The 5368-nt window shown below is 67.8% G+C and carries 1 protein-coding gene; it reads right to left on the reverse strand.

All coding sequences use genetic code 11. The features are described from left to right. Positions 1–297: 297 nt before the first annotated feature. A partial coding sequence (locus tag VXJ37_RS20925; protein WP_331324920.1) for an Ig-like domain-containing protein occupies positions 298–5368 on the reverse strand: 5071 nt, incomplete at its 5' end.

A 5368-nucleotide genomic window follows, 5' to 3' on the forward strand; every position in this document is an offset into this window, starting at 1 on the left:
CAACTCCACCTCAGTGGTCTTAAACCCCGGATACAACACAGCACCCGTCACCACCACAGCCACCACAGCACCAAAAGCAGTACCGGTAACGAGTTTCCTGTGTCGCTTTTTCAGCCCAAGCTTCCCCAGCAGACTTGTCACAGCGTTATTTTTCCCTCAGATTGTGTAGCCCGAACGGCTGCCTGTTCGCGGGACCGGCAGCAGGCTTTCTTTCCCCGGGCAAGACTACCGAAGCCCTGCAGGGCCCGCGATGGGTAGCACTGCCCTGTCCGCGGGCAGCCCCCGGCACCGGGGCGGCTATGGCGTTGCCCCTGTCGGGAAGGTGCACAGCGGCACCCCGCTCTGCGCCGGAGAACCGATCGTGGTGTGCAGCGATTGAATCCAGCGCGTGGCGTTCGGTGAGCCACGCATGATGTAGTACCACTGGCCGTCGCCGCTGTATGTGGTGCCGTGGGGCTTCCAGCACATGACGTCGAAGGTGTCCAGGTGGGACATCCATGGCCGGTTGTAGCCGCTTTGCCCGTCACAGGTGAAGGTGGCCGGATCGTAGGACGTCGCGCCGGGCAGGTCGGTGCAGCTGCGGTCCATCCCGGAAGCGAGCCGGGTGGTCCACCGGGTCTTGGCGGCTCCTGACTGCGCGGAGGCGGAGGCGATGGGGCTGCCGGTCCCCCTGGAGTTGACGGTTTGAACGTCGATGGAATGCCGCTCGCTGAACCCGGCGGTGTTGATGGTGCGGCTGCCGGAGGCGGCCACCCGTTCCCACCCTCCGCCGTCGATCCTGATCTGGGTGTAGGCGATGTCGTAGCTGCCCGCCGGCGGCGACGCCCAGTTCAGGGTCAGGTTCTTCTGGTTCTCGGCACCGTCCGTGCCGGACGCCGACGGGGTGCCGGGCGAACCATAGGGGTTGGCGGTCGCTGCGGCGCTGGCGTCCGAGCTCGGTGCGACGGCGGAGTTGGCTATCACGGTGATGGCCGTGGCGTCCCCGTTGGTGAAGCCGCCCACGGTCTGCCCCGGCCTGATGGGGCCGCTTTGGCCGGTGCTTGCCCGGAAGGTGTAGCTGACCTCGGCGTAGGTTGAGCCGTTGCGTTCGGCGGCGGTGAGCTCGCGGAAGTTGATGGTGACGGAGCGGCCTGCCCCGCCGGTGTTGGCTTCCGTGGCACTCACGCCCGAGACCTGCGACAGCTTGCCCGTGGCACGGCGGGGAGCTGACGGGGCACTGACGGCTCCCTTGCCCGCCTTGTTCTCGGCCTGCACCGTGAAGGTATAGGACGCTTCGGAGTTGTTGGCGGTGAAGTTGGCGGTCCGGACGGTTCCGGCCACCATCTGGGTCTGGTCCGCCCCGCCGCCACCGCTCATGGTCACGTAGTAGTTCCTGATGGCGTCACCGTTGGTGTTCGGCTCGTTCCAGTCCACCTTGAGCTGGTTGGTGGTTCCCACGGCGGACGCCACCGACGACGTCGGTGCTCCCGGAGCTGCGGGCACGCCCGCCGGGTTGTCTTCGGCAGAGTACTGGCCCCAGTCGGAGGGTCCGAGTTCGTTAACGGCCTGGGCCCGGACTTTGTAGCGCACGCCGTTGGTCAGACCCGACCATGTGTAGTTCAGTCCGGGAACCCCGTTCTTGACCGCCACCCCGTTGGCCGGCGGCGGCGATATTTCCAGGTTGTAGCCCTTGACCGGGGACCCCTCCGTCTTGGCGGCGGGCCAGGCGATCTCCATGGTCTTGTCCCCGGCCTTGACGGTTGGGGCGTCAGGCGGCGACGGTTTTTCGTCCGGCCGGATTTCGTTGGACGCAGGAGAGGGATCGGATTCCTTGACCTCGTTGGTGGCGGTCACGGTGAAGACATACTTGACGTCGTTGGTCAGTCCGGTGAGCGTGCAGGTGGTGGTGGGACAGTCCTGGCTGAACCCATTGGCGGAGCGGACGGTGTACTTGGTGATCGGGGCGCCGTTGTCCGACGGCGGTGCCCACTTGAGCACTGCCGTCCGGTTGCGGACATCCGTGGCCGTGGGCGCGGACGGCGCGTCGGGCCGGTCCCTGACGGTGATCCGGACGCGTCCGTCGGTCTGCCGGGACACGTCGTCGGTCTTGTCCATGATGGTGTACCGGACCACCATCACGCCCTTGAATCCGTTGGCGGGCGTGACGGTGATCGAGTCGCCGGAGATGGCAGGCTGGCCGGGGGCGGAGCCGGTCTCCACGGTGGCGGACGTGATCCGCAACGGAGTCTCGGGGAACGGGTTGAAGTCGTTGGCGAGGACGTTGATGGTCTCGGACTTGCCGGCATTGGCTTTGTCCACCACGTCTTCGTTCGCGGTGGGCAGCGGCCGGTTGGAGGCCACCACGGTGGCCGTGACGGTGGCCCGGACGGGGTCGGACCGGCCGTCGGTGACCTTGAGGGGGATGCTGCCCTTCCACCCGGCGGCCTTGGCGGAGTCGGGCGCCACCTTCAGCGTGCCGTTGACCACGCTGGCCTTGAAGCCGTCCGGCAACGCGCCGTCAATGTCGAACTTGAGCTTCTCCTGGTCGCCGGAGTCCACGTCCTTGGCCAGGTTCCCCAGCTCAAGGGTGGCGGACTCCCCCGCCGGGACGTCGAGGGTGGCGCCGCTGAAGGTGGGCGGGTGGTTGGCGTTGGGGCCGGGGATGACCTTGGTGATGATGCTGAGCGTGGACTTGAGTCCGGCGGGGTCGTCCGGCCCCGTGCCGTCGGTGACTTCGAACGTCACCGAGCCCGGGCCCACGTAGTCCTTGAGCGCGGCATAGCGCAGGGCGTTGCCGTTTCCGGCCACCACGTTGTCCGGTTCGGCGCCCAGGACGCGGACCTTGTCCACCTGGGTGATGCGTGCCGTGCGTCCCTCGCGGACGCGTACGTACTGCGCCAGGTCCAGGTTGATTTCCTTGCCGGCCATGACCTCGACGACGTCGGTCCTGGCGAGCGTGGGGTGCTGGGCGCCCTGCCCCGGAACCCAGATGACCGCCGTCGCGCTTTGGCCGTCAACGTCGGTGACGGTGTACGGCACCAACTGGTCTGCCGGACCAAGCGTGACCCGGACCGTGCCATCGCCGGTGACCCGGGCGTTGGGGTTGCCGTCGGGAAGGCTGATCTTCAGCTCGGAGGCCACGCCGTCAGGATCCGCGTCGTTCTTGAGGACGGGGACGTCGACGGCGGACTTGCCCAGCGTTTCTGCCTGGGTGACCACGTCGTCCTTGGCGACCGGGATCTTCAGCGCAGCGTCGGGGCTGATCCTTACCCGGATCACGGCGCCGGCCTGGGCCTTCTTGTCATCCTGGATCTTGTAGCTGACGCTTTCGTTGCCGGCGGCAGCGGGAGCGGTGAGCAGGACCTTGCCGCCTTCCGCTGCTTCGACGGCGAGGTCAGGCCGCGCTTCGAAGCCGTTGGACACCAGGGTGATGGGGTCGCCGTCGGGGTCGGAATCGTTGGTGAGCGCGTCGACAGCGATCTTCCGGCCGGGCCGGACGTCCACGGCGTCGTCAACGGCAATCGGCTTTTGGTTCGTGGCCTCCGCAGGCGCGATGCCGACGATCACGGTGCCCGTGTTTTCGGCACCGATGCGGTCGCGGACGCGGTAGGTGAAGGTGTCGGTGCCCGCGGCGTTGCCGGCGGCGGTGAATTCGAGGTAGCCGTCCCTGACCAATGCGGTTCCCATGGCTGGGGCCTTGTCCACGCCGGTCAGCTGGACGGAGTCGCCGTCGGCGTCCACGCCGTCAAGGGGCACGGGGATGCGGACGGTCATGCCCGCCACGACGCGCGCCGTGAGGTTTTTCGGCTCCGGGCGGGTGTTGAGCTGGTCATCGCGGGCGCGGATCCGGATGGTGACCTGTTGTGAATCGGACTGGCCGGATTCATTGGTGACCTTGTAAATCGCGTAGACGGTCTTGGCCACGTCCCCCGCGATGAAGCGGATGGAACCGCCGGACGTGAAGATGCGCCCGTCTGCGGTGTCCGGCTTCTGCGCAAGCTCCGGTTCGAGGGTCAGCTTCCCGCCGTTGGGATCGGTGTCGTTGGCCAGCACCGGGATGGTCACGACGTCGCCTGCGCGCACCGTGGCCTCGTCCGGTTTGGCCTGGGGTGCCTGCAGTTTCGCCGGGGCGGGGACCACCAGCACGGCGATCTCGCCGGTGGCCGAGGCCTTGCCGTTGGAGATGGTGTATTTGACCGTCAGCTGGCCCTGGGCACGGACGTCGGTGATCCGGACAACGGAGTGGTCGAGCACGGAGACGCTGAGCGGCAGCCCGTCCGCGGCGGTCACGGACTGGACCACCAGCACCCCGCCGGAGGGGTCGGAGTCGTTGCCGAGGACATCCACCAGCACGCTGCCGCCGCTGGGCAGCAGCGCCGTGTCGCGGACGGCCACCGGCGCACCGTCGCCGCTGCCGGGTACGACGTCGACCCGCACCAGTTGTTGCGCGCTGGCCGGTCCGTTGGTGGCCAGGTAGGTGACGTAGTGGGCGCCCACTGCGGTGGAATTGAACGTGAAGGTTTGCTGATCCGCGCCCATGGTGGCGGTGGAGTTGCCGTCCGGGGTGACCTGGGCAAGCCGCAGCGCTCCGCCCTGCGGGTCTGAGTCGTTCTTCAGGGGGGCGATCACGGTGTCCACGCCGGCAACGGCCACCAGGTGGTCTGCGTTGGCGATAGGCGGCAGGGCACCCGGCGCCCGCACGTCGATGGTGACCTTGCCTTCGGTGGTGGACCGCCCGTCCGAGACGGTGACGGTAACTGTTTTGCGGCCCGGTTCCGCCCCGGAATCCTGGAAGCTGAGGAGCCCGTCGGGCCGGATGCGGACCTGGTCGCGGGGATCGCTTCCGGTGGCGCCGACGACGAACAGGTCGTCGCCGTCGGGGTCGATCCAGTCGGTAAGGATGTTCTGGCTGACTGCCTTTCCGGCCTGGACCACCAGCGTGGTGTTGCGGTTCGGCTTCTGCCGGGGGGCAGAATTCTCCCCCGGCGGGACGATGTTGAGCGTGACGTCGGCCGAGGCTGACAGCCCGCGCCCGTCGTCGACCGTGTACTTGAAGGTCTCCGAGCCGGTCTTGTCGGCGCCGACGCTCACCTGCAGTCCCGTGGCCCCGTAGATCGGGGCGACGGGTCCGGACTGCAGTGGTTCGGGGGTGCGGACGGTGAGGACATCGCCGTCGGGGTCCGAGTCGTTGTCCAGCACGGGAAGGATTGTGGTCTTTCCGGCACGCACGCCGAAGGTGTCGGGCTTGGCCACCGGGGCGCTGTTGGGTTTGGTGCGGTCCGGCAGGACCGTCTGCTGCACCTCGTCCGCGGAGTCCTTGTCGGCGTCGTCCGAGGTCTGCTGCGGCGGGATGACGTCGTCCCAGTTGTTGACCAGCTGCATGTTCTGG

This window comes from Pseudarthrobacter phenanthrenivorans (assembly GCF_036455295.1).
GTDB classification, from domain to species: Bacteria; Actinomycetota; Actinomycetes; order Actinomycetales; family Micrococcaceae; genus Arthrobacter; species Arthrobacter phenanthrenivorans_C.